Source organism: Cellulomonas sp. P4_D11 (assembly GCF_056401915.1).
On the sequence record NZ_JBFUIK010000006.1, the window covers coordinates 1 to 21,672 of the forward strand.

Annotated in this window: 20 protein-coding genes and 1 pseudogene; 11 read left to right on the forward strand and 10 right to left on the reverse strand. The window is 74.5% G+C overall.

What is annotated here, in order from left to right:
* The 3 genes and pseudogenes from AC1DT4_RS05395 to AC1DT4_RS05405 all read right to left on the reverse strand — a co-directional run.
* A pseudogene (locus AC1DT4_RS05395) lies at positions 1–628 on the reverse strand (chromosome partitioning protein); the annotation flags it as partial.
* A 233-nt stretch (positions 629–861) separates the two neighbouring features.
* Complete coding sequence (locus AC1DT4_RS05400; protein WP_477088749.1) at positions 862–1,251, reverse strand: ATP-binding protein; 390 nt, start codon at positions 1,249–1,251, stop codon at positions 862–864.
* 177 nt (positions 1,252–1,428) lie between these two features.
* Complete coding sequence (locus tag AC1DT4_RS05405) at positions 1,429–1,794, reverse strand: VOC family protein (protein ID WP_477088750.1); 366 nt, start codon at positions 1,792–1,794, stop codon at positions 1,429–1,431.
* Positions 1,795–2,075: 281 nt separating this feature from the next.
* Here AC1DT4_RS05405 and AC1DT4_RS05410 point away from each other — a divergent pair, with 281 nt between their 5' ends.
* The 4 genes from AC1DT4_RS05410 to AC1DT4_RS05425 all read left to right on the forward strand — a co-directional run bounded on the left by AC1DT4_RS05410 (position 2,076) and on the right by AC1DT4_RS05425 (position 7,847).
* Positions 2,076–2,330 (forward strand): hypothetical protein, encoded by a 255-nt coding sequence (locus tag AC1DT4_RS05410; RefSeq protein WP_477088751.1) that lies wholly within the window; start codon positions 2,076–2,078, stop codon positions 2,328–2,330.
* Positions 2,327–5,269, forward strand: a complete 2,943-nt coding sequence (locus tag AC1DT4_RS05415) for a helix-turn-helix transcriptional regulator (RefSeq protein ID WP_477088752.1) — start codon at positions 2,327–2,329, stop codon at positions 5,267–5,269. The genes AC1DT4_RS05410 and AC1DT4_RS05415 overlap by 4 nt, the downstream gene beginning before the upstream one ends.
* Positions 5,270–5,359: 90 nt before the next feature.
* A complete protein-coding gene (locus tag AC1DT4_RS05420; protein WP_477088753.1) occupies positions 5,360–6,430 on the forward strand; it encodes a DNA polymerase domain-containing protein in 1,071 nt (356 codons plus the stop codon).
* Positions 6,414–7,847, forward strand: coding sequence for an MFS transporter (locus tag AC1DT4_RS05425; protein WP_477088754.1), 1,434 nt, complete (start codon positions 6,414–6,416; stop codon positions 7,845–7,847). Before AC1DT4_RS05420 ends, AC1DT4_RS05425 begins: the two co-directional genes overlap by 17 nt.
* Positions 7,848–7,913: 66 nt before the next feature.
* On the opposite strand, the gene AC1DT4_RS05430 is transcribed toward AC1DT4_RS05425, so the two are convergent.
* The 3 genes from AC1DT4_RS05430 to AC1DT4_RS05440 form a co-directional block, all read right to left on the reverse strand.
* Positions 7,914–9,095, reverse strand: a complete 1,182-nt coding sequence (locus AC1DT4_RS05430) for a M15 family metallopeptidase (protein WP_477088755.1) — start codon at positions 9,093–9,095, stop codon at positions 7,914–7,916.
* 279 nt (positions 9,096–9,374) lie between these two features.
* Positions 9,375–10,220: an alpha/beta hydrolase gene (locus AC1DT4_RS05435; RefSeq protein WP_477088756.1), complete on the reverse strand. Its 846-nt coding sequence runs from the start codon at positions 10,218–10,220 to the stop codon at positions 9,375–9,377.
* 38 nt (positions 10,221–10,258) lie between these two features.
* Complete coding sequence (locus AC1DT4_RS05440) at positions 10,259–13,066, reverse strand: ATP-binding protein (RefSeq protein ID WP_477088757.1); 2,808 nt, start codon at positions 13,064–13,066, stop codon at positions 10,259–10,261.
* 258 nt (positions 13,067–13,324) lie between these two features.
* On the opposite strand from AC1DT4_RS05440, the gene AC1DT4_RS05445 reads away from it, so the two are divergent.
* From AC1DT4_RS05445 to AC1DT4_RS05455, 3 genes are all read left to right on the forward strand, one after another.
* On the forward strand, positions 13,325–14,596 hold the full coding sequence (locus AC1DT4_RS05445; protein WP_477088758.1) for a hypothetical protein: 1,272 nt from the start codon (positions 13,325–13,327) through the stop codon (positions 14,594–14,596).
* Between the two features lie 65 nt (positions 14,597–14,661).
* A complete protein-coding gene (locus AC1DT4_RS05450; RefSeq protein ID WP_477088759.1) occupies positions 14,662–15,378 on the forward strand; it encodes a DUF5701 family protein in 717 nt (238 codons plus the stop codon).
* Between the two features lie 66 nt (positions 15,379–15,444).
* Positions 15,445–15,855, forward strand: coding sequence for a YdeI/OmpD-associated family protein (locus tag AC1DT4_RS05455; RefSeq protein WP_477088760.1), 411 nt, complete (start codon positions 15,445–15,447; stop codon positions 15,853–15,855).
* Between the two features lie 21 nt (positions 15,856–15,876).
* Here the strand turns inward: AC1DT4_RS05455 and AC1DT4_RS05460 are convergent, their stop codons facing one another.
* Positions 15,877–16,161, reverse strand: a complete 285-nt coding sequence (locus AC1DT4_RS05460) for a hypothetical protein (protein WP_477088761.1) — start codon at positions 16,159–16,161, stop codon at positions 15,877–15,879.
* A gap of 205 nt (positions 16,162–16,366) precedes the next feature.
* Here AC1DT4_RS05460 and AC1DT4_RS05465 point away from each other — a divergent pair, with 205 nt between their 5' ends.
* The 4 genes from AC1DT4_RS05465 to AC1DT4_RS05480 all read left to right on the forward strand — a co-directional run bounded on the left by AC1DT4_RS05465 (position 16,367) and on the right by AC1DT4_RS05480 (position 19,136).
* Positions 16,367–17,284: a hypothetical protein gene (locus tag AC1DT4_RS05465; protein WP_477088762.1), complete on the forward strand. Its 918-nt coding sequence runs from the start codon at positions 16,367–16,369 to the stop codon at positions 17,282–17,284.
* 35 nt (positions 17,285–17,319) lie between these two features.
* On the forward strand, positions 17,320–18,243 hold the full coding sequence (locus AC1DT4_RS05470) for a hypothetical protein (RefSeq protein WP_477088763.1): 924 nt from the start codon (positions 17,320–17,322) through the stop codon (positions 18,241–18,243).
* Positions 18,244–18,354: 111 nt separating this feature from the next.
* Positions 18,355–18,510: a hypothetical protein gene (locus tag AC1DT4_RS05475; RefSeq protein ID WP_477088764.1), complete on the forward strand. Its 156-nt coding sequence runs from the start codon at positions 18,355–18,357 to the stop codon at positions 18,508–18,510.
* Between the two features lie 47 nt (positions 18,511–18,557).
* On the forward strand, positions 18,558–19,136 hold the full coding sequence (locus AC1DT4_RS05480) for a hypothetical protein (RefSeq protein WP_477088765.1): 579 nt from the start codon (positions 18,558–18,560) through the stop codon (positions 19,134–19,136).
* On the opposite strand, the gene AC1DT4_RS05485 is transcribed toward AC1DT4_RS05480, so the two are convergent.
* From AC1DT4_RS05485 to AC1DT4_RS05495, 3 genes are all read right to left on the reverse strand, one after another.
* A complete protein-coding gene (locus tag AC1DT4_RS05485) occupies positions 19,105–19,743 on the reverse strand; it encodes a DUF4203 domain-containing protein (RefSeq protein WP_477088766.1) in 639 nt (212 codons plus the stop codon). The two genes, AC1DT4_RS05480 and AC1DT4_RS05485, sit on opposite strands and share 32 nt — an antisense overlap.
* Before the next feature lie 82 nt (positions 19,744–19,825).
* Complete coding sequence (locus AC1DT4_RS05490) at positions 19,826–21,184, reverse strand: permease prefix domain 1-containing protein (RefSeq protein WP_477088767.1); 1,359 nt, start codon at positions 21,182–21,184, stop codon at positions 19,826–19,828.
* Complete coding sequence (locus AC1DT4_RS05495) at positions 21,184–21,546, reverse strand: PadR family transcriptional regulator (RefSeq protein ID WP_477088768.1); 363 nt, start codon at positions 21,544–21,546, stop codon at positions 21,184–21,186. Before AC1DT4_RS05495 ends, AC1DT4_RS05490 begins: the two co-directional genes overlap by 1 nt.
* Positions 21,547–21,672: the final 126 nt, after the last annotated feature.

Consider the following 21,672-nt stretch of genomic DNA (forward strand, 5'->3'; position numbering starts at 1 on the left):
CTGCCGACGTGGGTGCGGACGTCGGGGCCGCGGGCGCACTGGCGGTCGGCGCCGCAGCGGCGACGGGCCGCCCGGCGGTGGGCGCCGACGAGACCGAGTCTGATCCCCGTCCGGCCGACGAGGATGCCGCGGCGGCCGAGGCCGCAGAACGCGACCCGGAGTCCGAGCCCGGACCGTCACCGCCCTCGTCCTGCTTGTCGGTGGCGTTGCCGGACTCCCGCTCGGCGGCGGCGTCCGCCGGCGCGGCCGCGCTGGTGTCGGGACCACCGAGATCGCTCGGGCCGGCCGCGTCATCGCCGCGGGGTGCGGTCGCCTTGTCTCCGGCGCCGGGCTGGTCGGCCAGGGCGCCGGGCGCCTCGTCCACCAGGCCGTCGGGGTGGATCAGCAGCGACCAGACGCCGTCGGGGTCGCGCACCTGCACGGGCACGGGGCGACCGACGGTGCCCGCCAGCTCGGCGATGCGGGTCGTGATCGCCGCGCCCGCCTCGGCGAGGTTCGCCATGCGCACGCGCTCGATGACGCCGTCGACGGAGATCTCTCCGGTCCCGTCCTCGCGCACCTCCGCGCGGATGTCGGGCAGTCGGGTCGTCGTCGTCGACGCGTTCTGCCCGTCAGTGCCGTCACTCATGGTGTGGTTGCCCCTCGCTCCCGGTCTCCGAACCCGAAACTACGCTGCGCGGGCCCCGCGTGCATGGCCGAACTGCAGGCCAGCGCGCTGAGATGGGCGTATGGCGCTCCCGACCGCGGCCCTGAGCAGGGTCCGACGGACCGGATCGGCGTCCGACGTGACATCGGGCACGGACGGACAACCCGGGCGTGTCGGTCCGACCGCGGGTCCCGCCGACCGGCGACCCACGCGCCTCACTCGTCGGAGAGGACCTCGAACCAGACCGTCTTGCCGTCCGGGTGGGACTGGATCCCCCAGTCCGACGACAGCGCCTCGACGAGGGCGAGCCCGCGCCCGCTCGGCGCCGTGGGCTCGGGGTGACCGACGGTCGGCGTCCCGCCGCCGCTGTCGCGGACGCCGACCCGGACCGTCGCTCCGTCGATCCGGACGTGGATCCGGACCGCACCCGCCTCGGGACCGTGCACGACGGCGTTGGAGACGAGCTCGCCGGTCAGCAGCTCCACGACCTGGTTGGAGGCCCCGCCGACGCCCGCGTCGGCGATGGTGCGCATGACCCAGTGGCGCGCCGCACGGGGTGCCGAGCGCTCGGCTTCGACGACGAGCTCGCCGTCGACGACATGCACGTCACGACGACGCACGCTCGGAGCGCTCCGGAGGTCCCGCACATCACCCACCAGCCCAGAGTGCCCGACCCCGGCCCGTCGTGCCCGTGGGGACCGCGGACGCGTATGGGTGAACGGGGGTCTCGGGCAGCGGCTGGATCAGAAGGCCGAGACGATCCGAGCGGACGAACGGGCAGGTCAGGGGCGGTGGCTCACCAGCCCGACGAGGTTGCCCTCCGAGTCGCGGACGAACGCGTGCCACTCGTCGGTCCCCGCCGGCCCGAGGGTGTCGTCCTCGTGCCGGAAGATGACGTGCGGCTCGGACTCGACGACGACGCCCCGGCCCCGGAGCCGCTCGATCGTCGCGCTCACGTCGTCGACCCGCAGGTAGAGCAGCGCCGACGGCGCACCCCTGTCGAGCAGGAGCCGGACCCCGTCGAGGTCGAAGAAAAGGAGCCCGGGCGGGTCGAACCGCGCCGTGGGAGCCGCACCGAGGAGATCGGCGTAGAACGCGGCCGCGCGGTCGAGGTCCTCCGCGTGCTGAGCGACCTGCACAAGTCCCATGCCGCCATCCTGCACCTCGCACGGTCCGCGGGAGCCGCGCCCGTCCAGTGGATCCGACCCGCGCCGCGAGCGCGTTTCGGCAGGTCGGGCCCGGTTCTGAGGTACCTCAGACGCGATCGACCACGCCTCAGGCGAATCGGACCCCACCTCAGTCGCTCCTCACGCACATCTGCTGCTCGGAACCGGTCACCCGACCGATCCGAGGCCCACCCCCTCACGACGAGAGTCGTCCATGTCAACGAGAGCCGGGCAGATCGTCCGGCGTACATGAGGAGGACACCATGGCTGACTTCTGGGGACCTGCCCTCGACGCCGAGCTCGCCTACCGTCACGAGCGCCTGTTCACCGCGCTCCGCGGAATCCCGGTCGGCGACGAGATCCACGAGGCTCACGCGGTCCAGGAGGACCCCGACAGCCTCACGGCGATCACCCGCCCCGACGGTTCGCTGCGACCCGTGCGTCCCGCGCACCCGCTCGCCAGTGCCGCACGTGGGTGGCTGCTGCGAGGATCTGGGGCATGGCACGTGGCTCGATGAGCACACCCTTCGTCGCCCGCGCGCTGCAGGTCGACCAGCTCACGCTGGCGCTGCAGCGCGCGGGCGTCGGCGAGCCCTCGACCGTCCTGCTCGGGGCGGACGCGGGCGTCGGCAAGACCCGGCTGCTGCGGCACGTCGCGGAGCTGGCCGACGCCGCCGGCGCGACCGTCGTCGTGGCCCACTGCGTCGACCTCGGCGAGATCGGGCTGCCGTACCTGCCGTTCGCGGAGGCCCTCTCCCAGCTGCACGCGCTCGACCCGGAGGCGGTCGACGCCGTCGTCGCCAACCGCCCCACCCTCGCCCGCCTGCTCCCCGGCCCGTCCGGGTCCGGCGCCGCACCCGACGACCAGGCGAACCGCCTCCAGCTGTTCGACGGCCTGGTCGAGGCGTTCGGCGCGGTCGGACGCCCGGGCCACCCGCTCCTGCTCGTCCTGGAGGACCTGCACTGGGCGGACGCCTCCAGCCGCGACGTCCTGCGGTTCCTCGTCTCGCGCCTGCGCGACCAGCACCTGCTCGTCGTCGCCAGCTACCGCACGGACGACCTGCACCGCCGGCATCCCTGGCGGCCGGTGGTCGCCGAGCTGGCCCGCCACCCGCGGGTGGAGCGCCTCGACCTCGCCCCGTTCACCGACGACGAGCTGCGCGAGTTCACCACCGCGCTCAGCGGGTCGCCGCTGACCGAGAGCACCCTGCGCCGGGTCATCGACCGGTCGGAGGGCAACGCGTACTTCGCCGAGGAGCTGCTCGAGGCCGGCGCAGAGGCCGACGAGCTGCCCTGGTCGCTGGCCGACGTCCTGCGCGCCCGGCTCGAGCTGCTCGACCCGACGGTCCAACGGCTCGCCCGCATCGCGTCGGCCGCTGGCCGGCGGGTGTCCGAACCCCTCCTGCGCGCGGCGGTCACGGCCGACGGTGACGCGCAGCTGACCGCGCCGGGGGCGGTCGACGCCGCGCTGCGGGAGGCCGTCGCCCACCACGTGCTGGTCGGCGAGGACGAGCTCATCGCGTTCCGGCACGCCCTGCTGGCCGAGGCCGTGTACACCGACCTGCTGCCCGGCGAGCAGTCCTCGCTGCACCGGGCGTACCTGCGCGTGCTCCGCGACGACCCGTCGCTCGGGCCGTCGTCGCAGCTGGCGTCGCACGCCCTGCGCGCCCCCGACCTGCCGACGGCCCTGCTGGCGTCGCTCGACGCGGCCGAGCAGGCGCGCGAGGTGCTCGCTCCGGCCGAGGAGCTGCGCCACCTGGAGGTCGTGCTCCGCCTGTGGGAGGCCGTGCCCGAGGTGACTGCCGCGCTGGGTCGCGGCGAGCGTCCGGGACAGGACAGGGGTGCCGACGAGGCCGGCAAGGACCACATCGACATCCTGGTCGAGGCGGCGGCCGCGGCGAGCCGCGCGGGGCAGGTGGACCGCGCCGTCCAGCTGGCCCGGTCGGCGGTGGAGGAGACCGCGGGCGACCTGCACCGGCAGGCCACCCTGCGGACGAACCTCGCGCGGTACCTGCTCGGGATCGAGAGCATCCACGACGCCCTCGAGCAGTCGTCGCGCGCGCTGGCGGACCTGCCCGACTCGCCGTCGCCGGCCCGGGCGTGGGCGCTCGCCACGTACGCCCGCAGCGCCCTCAACGCGGACCTCGACGCGGAGGCGGAGGTCGCCGCGACCGAGGCGGTGGAGCTCGCGCGCGCCGTCGATGCGGCCGACGCCGAGTCCGACGCGCTGACCACGCTGGCGGTCCTGGTGGTCGACGACGAGGACCGCGCGGCCGAGCTGCTGCAGACGGCCCTGGCCCGCGCGCGCGAGGCGTGCGACTACGTCACCGAGCTGCGCACCACCTTCAACCTCGCGAGCAACCGGTACTACGCGGGCGACATCGAGGGCGCCACCCAGGTGACGGCCGACGGCGTCGAGCGCGCGCGCTCCCTCGGCATGACCTGGAGCGTCTACGGGGTCGAGCTGCACATGTTCACGCAGCTGATCCGGTACGTCTCCGGCGACCTGACGTCGGCACCCATCGGCGCGGTGCCGGACGAGCTCGCGCACACGCTGCTGGCCGTGAGCCTCTACTCGGCGGTCGCACGCGGGGACGAGGACGCCGCCGAGCGCGGGCACGCCCTCGAGCCCAGCTGGGCCCGCGACGGCCTGATCGCCCTGGTCGCGGGCGGCTGCACGATCGACGCCCACACCTGGCGCGGCGAGCTGGAGGACGCCATCGCGCTGTCGCTCCGGCTGCTCGAGCACCTGTGGCGGGCATGGTCGGACTACTTCCTGGGCGGGATCTGGCTGGTCGCGCTGGCGCTCGGGGCGCTGGCCGACGCGGCCGCGCAGGAACGGCTGCTGGGCAAGGACGTGTCGGAGCGGCTGGCGCTGGGCGACCGGCTGATCGAGCGCGCCGGGACCACGGCGGAGCGCGGGCGACCGCGCGGCGGCCGGCTCGGGCCCGAGGGGCGGGCTTGGCTCGCCCGGGCGCGCGCCGAGCACTCGAGGCTCACTGGGGTCAACGACGTCGACCTGTGGCGGGCGACGGTCACGGAGTTCGACTACGGCTACCGCTACGAGGTCGCGCGCAGCCGGTTCCGGCTGGCCGAGGCCCTGCTGGAGCGCGGGGACCGGGAGGCGGCCCTGCAGGAGGCCGCGATCGCGCTGAGCGAGGCGGACGCCATGGGCGCGGTGCCGCTCGGGACGGCCGTCCGGGGACTCGCGCGGCGCGGGCGGCTGGCGCTGCCCGGCATGCGGGTCGGTGGCGCCGACGTGCTGACCGCGCGCGAGGCCGAGGTCCTCGCGCTCGTCGCGCAGGGCCTCTCCAACCGCCAGATCGGCGAGAAGCTGTTCATCTCCGGCAAGACCGTCTCCGTGCACATCTCGAACCTGCTGGCCAAGCTGGGGGTCTCGGGCCGGGCCGAGGCCGTGTCGGTGGCGCACCAGCGGGGGCTCATCGGTGCCGGCTGACGATCACCGACGGCCGCAGCACCCGCCGCCCGGCCGCGCTCTCCCGCTCCCCATGGGCACCGCCCCTGACCTGCCCGTAGGTTGAGCAGCATGTCTCCGTCGAAGACTCCCGCGGTCGAGCTCGAGGTGCGCGGCCGGACGGTCCGGGTGAGCAGCCCGGACAAGATCTACTTCCCGGAGCGCGGGCTGACCAAGCTCGACGTCGTCCAGTACTTCGTCGCGGTCGGCGACGGGATCCTGGGCGCGCTGCTCGACCGTCCGACCACCCTGGAGCGCTGGCCCAAGGGCGTGTTCGAGGGCGCGAAGCTGGCCACCCGGGCGGACTCGACGGGCGACGCCTTCTATCAGAAGCGAGTCCCGCAGGGCGCGCCCGACTACGTGAAGACCGCCCGCATCACGTTCCCGAGCGGCCGGACCGCCGACGAGGTCGCGCCCAGCGCGCTCGCCGTGGTCGCGTGGGCAGCCAACCTCGGCACGTTGACGTTCCACCCGTGGCCCGTGGTCGGCGACGACGTCGATGCGCCCGACCAGATCCGCATCGACCTGGACCCGCAGCCCGGCACCGACTTCGCCGACGCCGCCCGCGTCGCCCCGCGGGTCCGGGAGCTGCTGGCGGAGCACGGGATGGAGGGCACCCCGAAGACGTCGGGCGGCCGCGGCATCCACGTCTTCGTGCCCATCGAGCCCCGCTGGTCGTTCGTCGACGCCCGCCGCGCGACGATCGCGTTCGGCCGCGAGCTGGAACGGCGGATGCCCGCCGAGGTCACCATGAAGTGGTGGAAGGAGGAGCGCGGCGCCAAGATCTTCGTCGACTACAACCAGATGGCCCGCGACCGCACGATCGCCTCCGCCTACTCGATCCGCTCCAACCCGCGCGCCACGACGTCGGCACCGCTGCGCTGGGAGGAGGTCGGCGACGTGCACCCGAACGACTTCGACGTCACGACGATGCCCGCGCGGTTCGCCGAGGTCGGGGACCTGTTCGCCCCGCTCGTCGCGCGCGCGGCGCCGCGGTACTCGATCGTGTCGCTGCTGGAGCTGGCCGACCGCCAGGAGTCCGACCACGGCGAGGGCGACCTGCCGTATCCCCCGGAGTACCCGAAGATGCCCGGCGAGCCCAAGCGGGTCCAGCCGAGCAAGGACCGTGACCGCCCCCGCTGAGCCGGGGGGCGCCCTGGTCTACTCGTCGGCGCGAGGTCGCTGGGTCCTGTTCGCCACCGTCCTGGGCTCCGCGATCGCGTTCATCGACGCCACGGTCGTGACGATCGCGCTGCCGACGATCGCCGAGGACCTGGGCGCGACGACCGCCGACCTGCAGTGGACCGTCAACGCGTACGCCCTGACGCTCGCGGCGTTCCTGCTGCTCGGCGGCTCGCTCGGCGACCGCTTCGGGCGGCGGAAGGTGTTCCTCGTCGGCGTCGTCTGGTTCGCCGTGGCGTCGCTGCTCTGCGCGGTCGCCCCGACGATCGGCCTGCTCAACGCGGCGCGCGCGCTGCAGGGCGTCGGCGGCGCGCTGCTCACCCCGGGGTCGCTGGCCATCCTCCAGTCGACGTTCCGCGGACCGGACCGCGGGCGGGCGATCGGGGCCTGGTCGGGGCTCGGCGGCATCGCGGGGGCCGTCGCGCCGTTCCTCGGCGGGTGGATCGTCGAGGTCACCACGTGGCGCTGGATCTTCGGCATCAACCTGCCGCTCGCCGCGATCGTGGTCGGCGTGACCATGCGGCACGTGCCGGAGAGCGCCGACGCCAACGCGATGAAGAAGCTCGACATCGCCGGCACGGTCCTCGGCGCGCTCGGCCTGGCGGGCCTGACGTTCGGGTTCACGCGGTGGACCGAGGTGGGCACGCCCGACGCGTTCGTCCTCGGCGCCCTCGCGTTCGGGGTCGTCGCGATGATCGCGTTCGTCGTCGCCGAGTCGCGCGCCGCGGCTCCCCTGCTGCCCCCCGCCCTGTTCCGGTGGCGGCCGTTCGCCGGCACCAACGCGGCGACCCTGCTCATCTACGCCGCGATCTCCGGTCTGTTCTTCTTCCTCGTCGTCACCCTGCAGGTGGTCGCCGGCTACTCGCCGCTGGCCGCCGGCCTGGCTCCGCTGCCCGTCACGGTCCTCATGCTGCTGCTCTCCCCGCGCGCCGGGGCGCTGAGCACGATCGTCGGCCCGAAGCTCCCGATGACCGTCGGCCCGCTGGTCTGCGCGGTCGGCGCCGTCCTGCTGGCGGGCATCGGCGCAGACGCGCCATACCTCACGCACGTGCTGCCGGGCGTCCTGGTGTTCGGCCTGGGGCTCTCGGCGACCGTCGCACCCCTGACGACGACCGCCCTCGCCGCGGCGCCCGACCACCTCGCGGGCGTGGCCAGCGGCGTGAACAACGCCGTGGCGCGCGTCGCCGGCTTGCTGGCCATCGCCGTCCTCCCCCTCGTGGCCGGCGTCGGCTCGTCGCTCACCGACCCCACCACGCTGCAGCCGGCCAACCGCATCGCGATGCTCGCATGCGCCGGGCTGCTGGCCGGCGGCGCCGTCATCTCGCTGCTCACCGTGCCGTCGGACGCCGACGCCGTGCGACCGGTCGGCGTGACCTGACGAGACCGAGGCGCCTCGCACGACCGAGGACCGCGCCGACTCTCGAGGTGACAGATGCGACGCCGGTCAGCCGACGAACTCGAAGTGCCAGTACTCGGGGTTCGAGCCGTTCCGACCCGCCCACGAGGGCGAGACCCACCCGTACGACGGGCCGCGCGTGACCAGCCAGGCGCGTTGCGGGGTGTCCCAGCCGTACTCGCAGGGGAGCTCGGGGACGTCCAGGGCCAGCCCGGTGCCGTGCGTCGACGTGCCGGGCTTGGCGGCGACGGACCCGAGGGCCGCCCGCATGGCCACCTGCGTGTCGTAGTCCCGGTAGGTGAGGTCGAGGTCGAGGTGGTGCCCGAACGCGGCGCGGAAGGCGCCGTCGAGCCGCTCGAGGGCCGCGGCCGCGGCGTTCTTGAGGTAGTACGGCGTCCCGTGCGGGTCGACGTCCCACGAGATCGCCGTGAGGGACTCGGGCGGCAGCTTGCCGTTGGAGCCGTCCCCGCCCACGGTCGCCGGGGACGTGTAGAACGGCGGCCCCGAGTACGTCGTCTCGCACGAGGGGGCCGACGAGCCCGCGGGCGCAGACGTCGTCGGCTTCTTCGTCGACGCAGCCGCCGCGGCCTGCCGCGCCGCCTCGGCCGCAGCCTGCTCCTGCACCCACGCATCGTGCGAGGCGACGACCGCAGCGTCCGCGAGCGCGAGCGAGGCCGCGAGCGCACGGAGGGACACCGCGCTGTGCGCGGTCGACGTACCCACGTCGGCCGGGACCGCGGCCGTGTCGGTCGCGGGATCGGCGGACGCCTCCGCGGTGGACGCAGGGTCGGAGGGCGCACCCGAACCCGTGGGGAGAGCGGACGCGACCGGATCGGGCGTCGGATCGGGCGTCGCACCCGAGCTCGGGGTCGCGGGCGGACCGGCCAACGCCGGGTCGGTCGCCGCCAGCGCCGCGTCCGCGGTCGCCAGCTCGGCCGCGAGCTGCTGGCGGACGGCGTCGTCGGCGACCGCGTCCTGGGTGGCGGCGAGCGTGGCGCGGGCGTGCTCGGCGACAGCGACCAGCTCGCCGCGGGCGTCGGCGCGGACGGCCGCGGCCTGGACGCGGGCGGCGTCGGCGGTCTGCGTGCGGAGTGCCTCGGCGTCCCGCACCTGGGCCTGGTGGGCGTCGACGGCGCGCTCGTCGGCGGCCTGCGCGGCGGCCACGCGGTCGTCGTGCTCGGTCCACGCCCATGCCCCGCCGGCCGCGCCGACCACGAGGACGGCGGTCACGGCGGCGACGATGCTGCGCGAGGGTCGGCGGATGGCGATGCTCCGGGGCGTGCGGCGGGGGTCCGGTCGGATCGCTCGCCAGGGTAGCCGCCAGGCGCGAGATCACCACTGGCGGGCGTCCGGTGCGGGAGCCCGACGCCACGCGGGGAGACGAGCACGACGACGACGTCCGGACCCGGGTGCCGGCAGACGGTCGTGCCCGGCTCGACGTCCCCCGTGCCGAGCACGGCCGGCCCGACCCCCTGCCGACGGGCCGGCCCCCGCAGTGCGGGTCCGGGCTCAGGACACGAAGCGCGTCACGAAGTCGAGCGCGGTCTGCGCGACGTCCTGCCAGCCGTGGTCGATGACGAGCGAGTGCCCGACGCCCTTGATCTCGACGATCTCGGTGACGCCGACGTTACGGCGCTGCCGCTTGTAGGACGCGTTCGCGATGGACCACGGGACGGTGTGGTCGAGCTCGCCCGAGATCACGAGCAGCGGTCCGCGGTCGGGGTTCTTCGACTTGACCTTGGCCTGCGACCACGGGTTGACGTTCGCGCTGGCCGCCTGGAACAGCGGGACCCCCGACCCGGGCACGGCGTAGGTCTCGTACAGCTCCTTGGCCTCGTCCTCGGGCACGGCGTTGGCGAACGCGTAGCGGAACTGCTCGTAGGTGAGCGGCACGGCCCGCTGGTAGTTGGCCGGGTTGCTGAGCACGGGGGCCGACGACTTCAGCGCGGAGATCGGCAGGGGCAGGACGCCCTGGAACGGTGCCGGGTCGATCGCGACGGTCGCGGCGGACAACCCCCGGCCGGCGATGATCTGCGCGAGCAGCCCCCCGAAGGAGTGGCCGATCACGGCCGGCTTGACGGTGAGCTGCTCGATGGCGGCCGCGACGTGGTCGGCGATGTCGTTGATGCCCTTGTGCGCGAGCACCGACGGGTCGGCGTTCGCCTCCGCCACGGTCTCGGGGTCGTCGGGCCAGCCCGGCGCGATCGTCGTGAAGCCCGCCGCCTCGACGAACGTCCGCCAGCGGTCCCAGCTGCCGGGCAGGAGCCAGAGCCCGTGCACGAACACGACCGGCGTGAGCCCCGTCGCGTTCGCCTTCTCGATGTCCGCCAGCTCGAGATCAGTCAGTGTCGTCATGCGCCCACTGTCCGCGCGCGACCTCGGCGAGGCATCCGTCAGGTGACGTAGGGGTCCTCCCGGCCGGCGGACAGCTCGAGACCGCCCACCCGCGCGAGCTCGTGCCGGGACGTGACGCCCAGCTTGGGGAAAAGCCGGTAGAGGTGGGTGCTGACCGTGCGGCTGGACAGGTAGAGCCGGTCGCCGATCTCGCGGTTGGACAGGCCCGCGGCGGCCAGCTGGGCGACCTGCAGCTCCTGCGGGGTCAGGATGTCGAGCGCGTCCGGCACCCGACGACGGACGGTCTCCCCCGACGCCCGCAGCTCCTCGCGCGCGCGGTCGGCCCACGCGACGGCCCCGATGGCGTCGAGCTGCTCGGCTGCGATGCGCAGCCGGCTGCGCGCCTGCACCACCTGGCGCCGGCGCCGAAGCCACGAGCCGTGCGCCAGGAGCAGCCGGGCCTGGTGGAACGGCCACGCGGACAGGTCCTGGGCGAACGCCGCGTCGAACAGCGGCTCGGCGTCGTCGCGGTCGGCGAGCAGGGGCGCCGCGCAGGTGAGGCCGATGCGCAACGCGGGGGAACCGGTCAGGTCCAGGAGCGCGGGCAGGTCCGCGATCAGCCGTGCCGCCTCGGCCCGGCGACCGGCGTGCACGGCGGCCTCCGCGAGGTCGAGCACCTCGAGGGTCCGCACCTGCGGGTGATAGCCGACGTCGGCCGGGTCGTAGATGCGACGCAGGTGGTCGAACGCCTCGCCCGGTCGTCGCGACCCGAGGACCGTCAGCCCGCGGGCCACCTGCGCGAGCGCGAGCATCGTGCTGGCGCCCAGCGGGACCAGCTCGGCCTCGGCGGCGGCGATCGCGAGCATCGCGTCGTTCTCGTGACCCAGCACGCCCTGCGCGGAGGCGCCGGCCAGCTGCGCGACCGCACCCCACCGCGACTGCCCGGTCTCGGTCGCGAGCCGGACCGCGTCGGCCGCGACGCCGGCCGCCCGACGACCACGCCCGGCGTGGACGAGGGCCCACGCGTACCCCGTGAGCAGCTCGGTGAGCAGGCCCAGGCGGCCGCTCGCCCGCACCAGGGGCTCGGCGGCCGCGAACAGCTCGACCGCGCGGTCGTACGCCCCGACGGCCGACGCGACACTGGCGAGCACCGCGACGTCGCGCGGGCCGACGACGGACCCCGGCGCGTACCGGCCGACCGCCGCGAGCACCTCGCGACCGGCCCCGTCCGGGTCGACGTACGCCAGGACGGCCAGCCGGCGCGTGTCGTCGGCGGGCACGTCGAGGCGTCGGACCGCCGCGATCACGCCCTCCCGCACGCCCGCCACGGGCAGCGACCAGTAGGTGCGCAGCGCGACCGACTCGAGCACGTCGAGCGCCTGCTCGTCCTGCCCGGCGGCGCCGAGCCGGTCCGCGAACACGATGAAGGCCGGCAGCCGCTCGCCGCCGCTCCACGCGGCGTGGTGCAGCGACTCCTCGAGCCACGACAGGCGCGCGGCGCTCAGCGGGTCGACGGCATCCCCGGCGGCCTCGTCGAGCTGCCGGGCGATCTCGTCGGGACGCCCCAGCAGGTACGCCGCCTCGGCCGCGTCGAGCCTGCTGTGCGCCCGACGCACCGGGTCCGCCGACAGCCGGGCGGACCGCTCGAACGCGGACAGCGCGACGTCGGCGAAGCCGCGGCGGATCGCCGTCAGGCCCGCCTCGCGGAGCTCGTCGGCCAGGGCGTCGTCGGGGCCCGATGCCGCGGCCGCCCGGTGCCAGAGCGCCCGGCGCGGGTCGGTCGACGCCAGGCTGAGCCCGACCGCGTGGTGGGCGGCGTCGCGGCCCTCGTCGGTGGCCGCCCGCACGACCGCGGCGCGGACCAGCGGGTGACGGAAGTGCACGCGCCGATCCTCGACGTGGACGAGCCCGGCCGTGACCGCGGGGCGCAGGTCGTCGGCGCCCAGGGGCTCCCGTCCTCCGGGTCGCGCATCGAGCAGCCGCGCCGCCTGCACGTGCGCGTGCACGTCGGGCAGGTCGTGCAGCGCCGCGACGAGCAGCAGGTCGCGGGTCCGGGGCGGCAGGTCGTCGAGGCGCCCGGCGAACGCCCGCTCCAGGCGCGCGGTCATCGGCACCGGAGCCAGGTCCGACGCCGCGTGTCCACCGCGTCCCCGCACGCCCACCACGGCGGCGGGGAGCTCGGCGAGGGCGAGCGGGTGCCCGTCGGCGACGTCGAGCACCCGGGCGCGCTCGGTGTCGTCGAGGTCGGCCGCGTGGCGGGCGAGCAGGACCCGGGCCGCGTCGGGCGGCAGGGGTCCGAGGACGAGCTCGGGCACGCCGACGGACGCGGGCAGCCCCGGATGGACCGGCCCACCCGTGCCCTCCGTGATGGCGGCGAGCACCACGACCGACTCGTCGGCGGCCCGCCGCGCCAGCGCGAGCACCACCTCCGCGGACGCCGCGTCCAGCCAGTGCAGGTCGTCGACCAGCAGCACCGTGCCGGTGTCCCCTGCGGTCGAGGTCAGCAAATCCAGCACGGCGAGGACGAGGCGGAACGGGTCGGGCGCGGGCTCGTCGGACGGCCCGAACGCCGCCTCGATCACGTGCCGCGTGGTCGCCGGCAGCGCGCGAGCGTCCGCGAGGACGGGCCGGAGCATGAGGTGCAGCGCCGCGTAGGGCAGCCGCGTCTCGGTGGGGACGCCGCTGCACCCGAGCGTCAGCAGCCCGCGGCGTCCGGCCTCGTGCGCGGCGAGCGCGAGGAGGGCCGACTTCCCGATGCCGGCGGGACCCCGCAGCACCAGGGCGCCGCCCACCACCGGGAGGCCGTCGAGCAGCGCGCCGAGAGTGGCTCTCTCGGCGTCCCTGCCCACCAGGTCGGGATCGCCCACGCGGCGTATTGTCGCCTGCCGATCTGCGGTCCACAAGGACGATGGCGCAGGTCAGCGCGATGAAGAACGTTCTCGACCGCGCGTCGCGGCCGACCCGCCGAGGCGGTGCGACGAGCGACGGCCGACGGCCGCCCAGCGGCGCTGTGTCGCGCGGGCCACGGGAGCGTGTGCCGAGTGGGCTCGAGACGGCGCCCGCCATCCGGTGGAACGTCGCCCCGCGCGCTCAAGGCGACCGCGTCCGGCGTCGATCCCGCCCCCATGAGTGATGTGCGCCCGACGCTGTCCCTTCCCGCGTCCGGCCCTCACGGCACCGTCCCCGGAGTAAGGCCCCTGACACCCGACGAGGTCGGGCACCTCGATCGCGCCCGCGCCCACCTGCGGTCCAGCGGCGCGGACGTCGACGACCCGCGAGCCGTCGGGGTGCTGCTGCACTCCGCGCGCACGAGGTGGGCCGACGGGCCCGCCGCCCCGGTGCCGCAGGCGATGGTCATGGCGCTCGGCGTGGGCGTCGGCGACCTGGTCGTCGCGCGTGTCCCCGGCGCCCGCTGGGCCCTGCGGATCGGCTCGTCGCCGACGCCCGCGGTCGTCTCCGCGTCCGGCGAGGACGCCGCACTGCCGCTGACGGACGTCGCCGCCCGCTGGCAGAACGGCTGCACGCCGGGATGGGTGGCCGAGTACGTCGCCGCGGCGGCGGACCACCTCGCGGCGGGCGCCGTCACCGAGGTGCCGAGCCCGCGCACCCCCGGGCGCGCCCACGAGCTCACGCCCGAGACCGACGGCCCCGACTACCTCCCGGCACCGCCGACAGCCGGCGGTCAGCCGCTCTCGAGCCGGCGCCCGACCCCGCCGCTGTCCGCCCGGCCCGAGTCCGACCAGTCGGTCGCCCTGCGCGCGCTCGCCGAGGCAGCGGGCGCGCCGCGCCCGGCCGACCCGACCGCGGTTCAGCAGCCCGCGGCACCCGCGTCGCTGGCCGGCGAGCCGTACCGCCCGCTCGTCGTCGGCACCGCTCCCCTCGCGGCCCGCCCGGCGGCCGACGCACCCACGCCGCTCCCGGCCGCCCCCGCCGCTCCGGCGGGTCCGCAGCCGGTCCGCACCCCCGCCGACCTGCCCCACCCGCCGTCGCACGCGGCGCAGGACATCGCGCTCGGCGCGCTCGACCAGGCGCTCGAGGCGGCGCTCGGCGGCGCGGGCGCCCTCGCGACGTTCGCTCTCGTCGACGGCGGACCGGCCGGGAGCCACGAGCTGCGGCGGTTCGACGCCGACGCCTCCCCGGACGCGCGCGAGTGGGTGCGCTCCTCGGGAGCCGCCCGCGCGGCGGTGGCCTGGATCGGTCGCCTCCCGGGCGACGCCGCCGACCCGAGCTCCGTCGGCGCTCGCGCCGTGCTCGTCGAGGCGTCGGACGCGGGGGCTCCGAGCCTCGTCGTCGCGCACCGTTTTGCGCCCGCCGTCGCGGAGGGCGAGGGTCGGGCACGGCCCGCGCGCGCCGTCGGCGAGCCGCTCGTGCTCGGCCAGGGCGCCCCGCTGCTCTGAGCAGCACGGGAACGCCGGGCCCGCGGGAGTCGTTGAACAGACCCCGCCGACCCGAGAAGGAGCCCATGGGCGTCCCCGTCATCCCCGTCGACCCGCAGCTGCCCACCGTCACCGCACCGGCGTCCTCCGCCGCGACCGGGTTCGACCCGGCCGCCGACGTCCGCGCGGAGCTCGACCGCCAGATCACCGCGTACGTCGAGCTGGGCCTGCCGGCGCTGCTCGGCGAGGATCCCGCCGCCTTCCGGGACCGCCTCGCACCGCTGGGCGAGGTCGCGCGGACGCCCACCGCACCGGCCGCCGTCGAGGGCGACGGCATCCCCTTCGTGCTCGTGCTGCCCGGCCTGGACCTCAACGACGTGGCCCCGGCGATGCGGCGCGGGAAGCAGCTGGGCGTCAGCGTGATCGACCGCGACGAGGCGCCGACGTACCGACCGATCGACGGCATCGACGTCCCCGCCGAGCCGTACCTGCTGTGGGGCGTCGACACCGGCTCGGAGTTCTGCAACGTACGACCCGAGGACGCGCTGACGACGATCACGGGGCGCGGCCGGACCCCGCTGACCATCGACGAGGGCGTCGCGCTCGTGGTCGTCCGGCCCGACATGCTGCGGCCGAACAAGTGCTTCTCGCTGCTGGCGTCGCGCACCGGGACCAACCAGCGGGTGCCCGCCGTGTGGATCAGCGAACGGCGCGCGAAGCTCGGGTGGTGCTGGGACCGCAACCCGCACACCTGGCTGGGCGCGGCCTCGGCGGCCGCGCGGGTCGCGCGCGCCGATGCGTGACTAGTCTGCGAGCGTGCGTGCCGACGCACACGGTGTCCGAGGAGGGACCATGCGTTTCGCACCACGGTGGAGCTCAGCGGGAAGTCGGCGACCGGGCTGCCCGTCCCGGACGACGTCGTCGCCGCGATGGACCGCGGAGCCCGGTTCCCCGTCGTCGTGACGATCAACGGCTACTCCTACCGCAGCACTGTGACGCCCTACCGGGGAACGACCATGCTCCCGCTGAGCTCGGAGAACAGGGCCGGTGCGGGGGTCCAGGCCGGTGAGGAGATCGACGTCGACATCGAGTTCGACGACGCCCCGCGCACGGTGGAGGTCCCCGGCGACCTCGCCGCGGCTCTCTCGGGACCCGCGCGCGCGGCGTTCGACGCGCTGTCGGTCAGCCGGCGGAAGGCCATCGTCCAGCCGATACAGGACGCGAAGACGCCCGAGACCCGCGAGCGCAGGATCGCGAAGGCGGTGGCCGACCTGGCCTGACCGTGCTGCGACGCACAGCGGTCAGTACTGCGCCCGCACCGGGTACCACCGGGAGCCGAACCGTCGGGTCACGCTCCGCCCGCTGATGTCCGCCAGCTCGTCGAGACGGGCGAGCACGGCCCACCCCACGCGGCGGGCGGTCTGGTCGTCGTCTGCCTGGAACCGCACGGTCACGCGGGCCTCGCCGCGCACGACCGCGACGTCGTGCGCCTCGACGGTGGTCATCGCCTCGGCGGTCGCCACGGCCTCCGGCAGCACGTCGGGCGCGGCGACCCCCGGTCGCAGCAGACCGATCGCGGCGGTCACCCGGTACGACGGCAACGCGCCGGCTCCCCGTCTCGGCTCCCACGATCCATGGCGCCACGCTAGCGGCGCGCCGGGGCCGTCCCGCGCAACGGTGGCCACCGCCCCGCGCGCGCCCTCGCACCCGTTCGGGTGACGGCACGGCGACTGCCCCCGGGGCGGTACCGGGCACCACTACTGTGCAGGCCACGCCACAGGAGGTTCACCGATGCGCCGACGCCTTGTCGCCCTGCTCGCTGCCGCGAGCGTCGGCCTGGGAACCGTCCTCGGGGCGGCACCGGCGTCGGCCGCGCTCTCCCCGGGTCCCTACCAGCCTCCCGAGACCGGGTTCTACTCCGTCCCGTACACGAGCACCCTCTGGTGGGCTCGTCCGTCGGGGGGCGGTGTCGCGCTCAGCGCGGCGACGCTGGAGGAGTGGGCCTCGCAGGGGTACCCCGCGCCGCGACCGGTGCCGTCGCTCTACCAGCGCTACCCCTGGTCGAGCACCATCTACGGCATCCCGCAGATCCCGGGCTGGCGGTTCCCGATGAACCTGACCGCCGTGACCCCGGCGGGCTGGGCGGCTGCGGGGTACCCGCAGCCGACCGTGACCTGGACGGTGGCGGGCACGTTCTACCGCAAGTGGGTGAACTCGCCCGTCATCTCCGCGGTCCTCCCGGCCGCGAACCAGGTGCACGACCTCACGCTCGCGGAGTGGCTCGCGTCCGGCTCGCCGCAGCCGTCGATGGCCGGGCTCGCGCCGGGCACGTCCGTCTACCAGTGGTCGACGTCCCCGGAGATCTTCACGTCGCTCGACGGCGTGGTCGAGAAGCTGACCTACCCGCAGTGGGCGTCCTACGGCTACCCCGGGGCCGTGCACCACTCCGGTGGCTTCTACAAGCTCGCCTGGAACCCGTACATCGCGTACATCGGCAGCGACGGCGAGTACATCCTCACCGCCCAGGACTGGGCCTCCGAGGGGTACCCGACGGCCCAGTCGGCGGCGACCCTCCCTGGGGACTGGTACTGCTACGACACGGCGCTCGACGTCGTCAGCTATGTCGGGCTGACCTTCGACGACGACATGGACCCCGCGCTCGCCGTCCAGCGGCTCGGCGTCCCGCTCGCCCAGATGGAGACCTGCTAGGCAGGCACCGTCAGCCACCCACCGAGAGAACCCTGATGCCCCGACGCCTTCTCGCCCTCGTCACGGCCGCCTTCCTGCTTGTCGGCACCGCGGTCGCCGCATCCCCGGCCTCCGCCGCCTACGTCCCGATCATCGACAACCGTTACCAGGACGCCTTCTACTCGGTCCCGTACGCGCCGACGCTCTACTGGTCGCAACCCCTGCCCGGCGGCGGCTTCCTGCTCGACGTCGCGACCCCGGCCCAGTGGGCGTCCCAGGGCTTCCCGGCGCCGCGGCCCGCGGCCGTGCGCTACGAGAAGGTCCCGTGGTCGTCGACGATCGTCGCGGCGCTGACGATCCAGGGATGGCCCAGCACCTCGGACACGCACCCGCTGACGTACGCCGAGTGGGCGTCGGTCGGGTTCCCGACGCCGAGGGTCACGCTGACGCCCGGAGGCATCTACTACCGCTCGTACAAGAACTCGCCGATCATCAACGCCTTCTACGGAGGCGAGGTCCACGCGTTGACGCCCTCGGAGTGGCAGGCGTCGGGCTACCCGCGCGACTGGCAGGAGAACCTGCTCCCGGGGACCGAGATCATCCAGTGGAGGTCGTCGTTCGAGCTGTTCATGCGGGTCAGCGGCACGACGCACAAGCTGACCCCCGCCGAGTGGGCGTACTACGGGTACCCGGCGCCGACCCCCTGGGAGACCGGCTTCTACAAGCTGACCTGGGACCCGACCATCGCGCGGCTCTCCAACGGCTCCGTGGAGATCCTCACCCCGGCGACCTGGGCACAGCAGGACTACCCGACGCCGCTGGCGCTGCCCGTCCTCCCCGGCGACAACTACTGCTATGACGCGGCCCGCGACGTCGTGCAGTACGACGGTTCCACCTTCGACGGCGAGTTCGCGGGCGCGCTGGCCCCGCAACGCTTCGGGGTCGACCCTGCGTCCATGTGGCCCTGCCTGGCGGGATAGGCGGCCCGGACGGATGATCGACGTCACGCAGCGGGCGCCTCGGCGCAGACGTCCGCCGCCGTCCCGGACTCGAGCAGCACGGGTCCGCGGCGCTATACGACGAGGTGTGCGATGAGCGAGACCGCCCCCGACCAGGACCACGACAACCGGCCGGACGGCACCCCCGGCGGACCCCCCCAGCCGGACGCGCGCCCTGAGGATGTCCCCGTCGCCCCGGACGACCCGAGTGACGACCCCGTCACCGACGGCCCGCTGAACTCCGCCTGACCCCGCCGAACCTTCCGCGCGGTGGGGGCAGCGGGCACGATGCGCGGATGGGGACGACGAGCACGTCGCAGGGTCGCTGGCTGCGCTACGGGGCGCTGGTCGCGTTCGGGATCGGGTTCGGGTACGTCGAGGCGGCGGTGGTCCACTACCTGCGCCTGGCGCTGGGCTCGCAGCTGGTCTACGACGCCCCGGTGCGACGGGTCTACCTCGACCTGGGGGTGATCCGGTTCGTCGACCCGGTGCGAACGATGCTCGTCGACCCGGACCTGGCCCGCGCCGAGACCGCACGGGAAGCCGCGACCCTCCTCATGCTCGCCGCGGTCGCGGTGCTGGCCGGCCGCGGGTTCTGGCACGGCGTGGCCGCGTTCTTCGTCGCGTTCACGGTGTGGGACCTGACCTACTACCTGTTCCTGCGCGTGCTGACCGGGTGGCCGGCGAGCCTCACGGACACCGACGTGTTCTTCCTCATCCCGGTGCCGTGGCTGGGGCCCGTGGCGACGGCTGTGGTCGCCTCGACCGTCGTGCTCGCGATCTCGTCGTGGTGGTACCTGCGACCGGTGGCATGGGCGGACCGGTCCACAGATCGTGCGGTCGTCAGCGGGCCTCGGCGTACCAGGCTTCGTTGATGCTGCGGCGCACCGCGACCCGTTGCCGGGTCTGGGCGATGACCCCGATCAGGGCCAGCACCAGCAGCAGCACGTACCAGACCCAGCTCGCGTCGACCGCGCTGCTGAAGCTGCCCTCCGTGAAGTCGGCGGAGTTCAGGGAGCCCACCAGCAGCATCAGGCCGGCGACGACACTGACGGCACCGGCGAGGGAGCTGACGACGGCGAGCACGATCATCGGCATGTTCCCGACGACCGAGATCAGGCCGAAGATCGCGCCGATCGCCACGCCGACGAGCACCGCGACCCAGTTCCAGTCGATCCCCAGAGCCACGACCAGGCCCGAGCCGATCACGAACCCGAACGCCGCCATGGCGAGGATCACGGCTACCGCGTACGAGAAGTACGCGAGCACCGCGAAGACGAGGGCGAAGACCAGCCCCGAGACCCAGCCGAGCACGGTGCCGAGGAAGCTCTCGTCCGCGAGCTGCGCGAACAGTCCAGCGCCGAAGGCGAAGCCGACGAAGAAGCCCCAGATCGGGAGCACGAGCCGCAGCACGAACTGCCCCGCGAACAGCATGGCGCCACCGGCGACGATCGCGAGGAGGCCCAACAGGATGTCTGCCATGCCCTGAATGTAGGGCTCGCCGCCCCGATCCGGGTCGACGACACGGCTCAGCCGCCTCCGCGAACGTCCTGGGGGCAGCGCGTCACGCGAAGTCGAACAGCGGGGGGAACGCGATCACGATGACCGCGGCCCAGGCGGCGTAGACCGGCAGGTACCTCGTCTGCCAGTGCTCGAGCGCCGAGAACGTGCCCCGACCGCGCAGGAACCGGGCGCTCCGCCACGCCGACACCCCGAGGTGCACGAGCAGCAGCAGGTTGAGACCGAGCGCGGCGATCTTGTTGGGGCTGGTGCCGAACTGCGCGATCCGCGTGAGCATCGCGGTCAGCATCACCGCGTCGACCGCGAGGGCCGCCACCAGCAGGACGAGCTGGAGCCAGTCGGCGAGCGCGGGCGGTGCGAGCGGGTCGCGGGCGGAGATCGAGTAGAGGAGCAGCGCCAGCACGAGCACGAGGATCGCGTCCATCAGGATGAGCAGGTCGCGGTTCACCTCGACGAGGCCGCCGGAGGCGATCAGCGCCACGAGCACGGCCACGAGCATGGCGATGGTGAGCGGCGTGAAGATCCGGGTCAGCACGGGCGCGATGTTCTCGACGACGTCCTGCTTGGCCTCGACGAGCCAGGCAGCGACGACGAGGGCTCCCGGGACGGCGAACGGCATGATCCAGCCCGTGATCACCGGCTCGGGGTCGACGCCCACGAGCTGCAGCACCCCGGCGGTGAGCCCCAGGAGGACCCCGCCACCCAGCGCGAGCAGCGTGAAGTAGATCGCGAGCTCGCCCGTGAACCGCACGAAGTCCATCCGTCGGCCGTCCGAGCGCCAGGACCCCGCGACGTACGCGAGCCCCACCAGCAGCCACAGGACGACGGGCGCGTGGATGATCGCCAGCACCTCGGTCGAGCCCCCGGGCGCGAACGGGTACACGTTGAGCGCGACGGCGAGCACGGCGAACGGCACGGCGATCGCCGCCACGGTCCGCGGGCCGGCCTGGCGCTTCCACGCGAGGTACGCGATGAGGAACGGCGCGACGAGCAGGCCGACGTTGCGGGCGAACGCGCCCTCGTCGTCGAACCAGGCGATCCCGGCACGCACCGCGACGCCCGCACCGACCGCGAGCGCGAGCACGACCGCGAGCTCGCGCCACCGCGGTGCCGGGGCATCGGAGGTGCCGAGGGCGCCGTCGGGGACGAGCGCGAGCTGCTTCCACAGCCGGTCCGAGTGCTCGCGGGCGTACTCGCGGGAGACGGCGTCCAGGTTGCCGAGGCGCTTGATCGCCACGAGGAACGCCTCGTCGTCGTCGAGCCCGGTCGCACGGAGATCGCTCACCTGGCCCCGCAGGTGGTCCTCGAGCTCGTCGACGTCGGCCGACGAGATGACCTGCCGTCGGTGCACGTAGCCGCGCCAGCGGTCGATCTGGGCCTCGAGCTCGTCGTCGTGCGCCATCACGCCCAGCCCTCCACGACGGGGGTGGGTCTCGGTGCCGACTCCCAGACCTGACGGAGCGCATCCGCGACGACGGTCCACTGCGCCCGCCGTTCGGCGAGCGCCGCCCGGCCGGTCGGGGTGATCGCGTAGTGCTTCCGGCGCCGGCCCGCCTCGGACGTGCCCCACGACGACGAGACGTGGCCGAGCCGTTCGAGCCGGTGCAGGAGCGGGTAGAGCATGCCGTCCGTCCACTGCATGCGCCCGCCGGAGAGCTCGCCGACGCGCTTGAGGATCGCGTACCCGTAGAGGTCGCCGTCAGCCAGGATCCCGAGCACGAGCGGTGTCGCCGAGGCGGCGACCAGGTCCTTGTCGATGCGCACGACGTCTCCTCTACCTTGATGTGCTAGGTATCAAACCCTAGCGGCTCTAGGTATGGCGCGAGGCCGGTTCCGCGAACGCCGAAGGCCCAGGACCGGATGATCCTGGGCCTTCGTGCCGAGGCCTCG